The organism is Chromobacterium sp. ASV23, from assembly GCF_016428945.1.
Taxonomy (GTDB): Bacteria; Pseudomonadota; Gammaproteobacteria; order Burkholderiales; family Chromobacteriaceae; genus Chromobacterium; species Chromobacterium sinusclupearum.
In genome coordinates, this window is sequence record NZ_JAELTR010000116.1 from 1 (window position 1) to 3156 (window position 3156).

The 3156-nt window shown below is 52.5% G+C and carries 2 rRNA genes; both read left to right on the top strand.

Annotated features, from left to right (window positions below):
- The first annotated feature begins 22 nt into the window (after window positions 1-22).
- Window positions 23-2913 (top strand): 23S ribosomal RNA (locus JHD59_RS21695).
- Between the two features lie 125 nt (window positions 2914-3038).
- Window positions 3039-3153, top strand: a 5S ribosomal RNA gene (gene rrf, locus JHD59_RS21700).
- Window positions 3154-3156 lie beyond the last annotated feature (3 nt).

Here is a 3156-nt window from a genome sequence, read left to right on the forward strand (position 1 = left end):
ATTTAGGTTACTGAAATGATAGGGTCAAGCGACTAAGTGCATCTGGTGGATGCCTTGGCGATCACAGGCGATGAAGGACGTGTAAGCCTGCGAAAAGCGCGGGGGAGCTGGCAATAGAGCTTTGATCCCGCGATATCCGAATGGGGAAACCCGGCCCTTAGGGGTCATCCCTGACTGAATACATAGGTCAGTGGAAGCGAACTCAGCGAACTGAAACATCTAAGTAGCTGAAGGAAAAGAAATCAACCGAGATTCCGTAAGTAGTGGCGAGCGAACGCGGAACAGCCTGTATGTGTTATGAGTTGCGTTAGTGGAAGGTTCATGGAAAGGACCGCCGTAGTGGGTGATAGCCCCGTACACGAAAACGCATCGCAAGGACTAAGCATACGAGAAGTAGGGCGGGACACGCGAAATCCTGTCTGAAGATGGGGGGACCATCCTCCAAGGCTAAATACTCGTGATCGACCGATAGTGAACCAGTACCGTGAGGGAAAGGCGAAAAGAACCCCGGGAGGGGAGTGAAATAGAACCTGAAACCGGATGCATACAAACAGTGGGAGCGGACTTGTTCCGTGACTGCGTACCTTTTGTATAATGGGTCAGCGACTTACGTTCAGTAGCGAGCTTAACCGAATAGGGGAGGCGTAGGGAAACCGAGTCCGAATAGGGCGCTTTAGTTGCTGGGCGTAGACCCGAAACCGAGTGATCTATCCATGGCCAGGATGAAGGTGCGGTAACACGCACTGGAGGTCCGAACCCACTAGTGTTGCAAAACTAGGGGATGAGCTGTGGATAGGGGTGAAAGGCTAAACAAACTCGGAGATAGCTGGTTCTCCCCGAAAACTATTTAGGTAGTGCCTCATGTATCACTTCCGGGGGTAAAGCACTGTTATGGCTAGGGGGTCATTGCGATTTACCAAACCATGGCAAACTCTGAATACCGGAAAGTGCGAGCATGGGAGACAGACGGTGGGTGCTAACGTCCATCGTCAAGAGGGAAACAACCCAGACCGCCAGCTAAGGTCCCAAATGATCAGTTAAGTGGTAAACGAAGTGGGAAGGCCTAGACAGCCAGGATGTTGGCTTAGAAGCAGCCATCATTTAAAGAAAGCGTAATAGCTCACTGGTCGAGTCGTCCTGCGCGGAAGATGTAACGGGGCTCAAACTGATAACCGAAGCTGCGGATGTGCACTCTGTGCACGTGGTAGGGGAGCGTTCTGTAGGTCTGTGAAGGTGTCTCGTAAGGGATGCTGGAGATATCAGAAGTGCGAATGCTGACATGAGTAGCGATAAAGCGGGTGAAAAGCCCGCTCGCCGAAAGCCCAAGGTTTCCTACGCAACGTTCATCGGCGTAGGGTGAGTCGGCCCCTAAGGCGAGGCTGAAAAGCGTAGTCGATGGGAAACGGGTTAAAATTCCCGTACTTTTGTGTAGTGCGATGTGGGGACGGAGAAGGTTAGGTCATCAGACTGTTGGAATAGTCTGTTTAAGCCGGTAGGTGTGAGGGGTAGGCAAATCCGCCCTTCTTTAACACCGAGACGTGATGACGAGGGTCTACGGACCTGAAGTGACTGATACCACGCTTCCAGGAAAAGCCACTAAGCTTCAGCTACACAAGAACCGTACCGCAAACCGACACAGGTGGGCAGGATGAGAATTCTAAGGCGCTTGAGAGAACTCAGGAGAAGGAACTCGGCAAATTGATACCGTAACTTCGGGAGAAGGTATGCCTCTTAGAGTGTAGGACTTCGCGTCTGAAGCTTTGAGAGGTCGCAGAGAATCGGTGGCTGCGACTGTTTAACAAAAACACAGCACTGTGCCAACACGAAAGTGGACGTATACGGTGTGACGCCTGCCCGGTGCCGGAAGGTTAAGTGATGGGGTGCAAGCTCTTGATCGAAGCCCCGGTAAACGGCGGCCGTAACTATAACGGTCCTAAGGTAGCGAAATTCCTTGTCGGGTAAGTTCCGACCCGCACGAATGGCGTAACGATGGCCACACTGTCTCCTCCTGAGACTCAGCGAAGTTGAAGTGTTTGTGAAGATGCAATCTCCCCGCTGCTAGACGGAAAGACCCCGTGAACCTTTACTGTAGCTTTGCATTGGACTTTGAAGTGGTTTGTGTAGGATAGGTGGGAGGCTTTGAAGCCAGGACGCTAGTTCTGGTGGAGCCGACCTTGAAATACCACCCTGACCCCTTTGAGGTTCTAACCTTGGTCCGTGATCCGGATTGGGGACAGTGCATGGTAGGCAGTTTGACTGGGGCGGTCTCCTCCCAAAGTGTAACGGAGGAGTTCGAAGGTTACCTAGGTACGGTCGGAAATCGTGCTGATAGTGCAATGGCAAAAGGTAGCTTAACTGCGAGACCGACAAGTCGAGCAGGTGCGAAAGCAGGACATAGTGATCCGGTGGTTCTGAATGGAAGGGCCATCGCTCAACGGATAAAAGGTACTCCGGGGATAACAGGCTGATACCGCCCAAGAGTTCACATCGACGGCGGTGTTTGGCACCTCGATGTCGGCTCATCACATCCTGGGGCTGTAGCCGGTCCCAAGGGTATGGCTGTTCGCCATTTAAAGTGGTACGTGAGCTGGGTTCAAAACGTCGTGAGACAGTTTGGTCCCTATCTGCAGTGGGCGTTGGAAGTTTGACGGGGGCTGCTCCTAGTACGAGAGGACCGGAGTGGACGAACCTCTGGTGTACCGGTTGTGACGCCAGTCGCATCGCCGGGTAGCTAAGTTCGGAAGAGATAACCGCTGAAAGCATCTAAGCGGGAAACTTGCCTGAAGATGAGACTTCCCTGGAGGCTTGACCTCCCTGAAGAGTCGTTCGAGACCAGGACGTTGATAGGTCGGGTGTGGAAGCGCTGTGAGGCGTGAAGCTAACCGATACTAATTGCTCGTGAGGCTTGATCCTATCATTTGAGTGACTTGGTTTAGCCGAGGCACGAGATAGAGTGTGTGCGACACAATTAAATACCGAATATTCAGAATCAGAGACCCTCTCTGGTTCAGGCTTCTTTGAGTTTGTACAAGTTTATGTCTGGTGGCCTTAGCGAGGTGGTCCCACGCCTTCCCATCCCGAACAGGATCGTGAAACGCCTTAGCGCCGATGATAGTGTGGCATTCGCCATGTGAAAGTAGGACACCGCCAGACGCC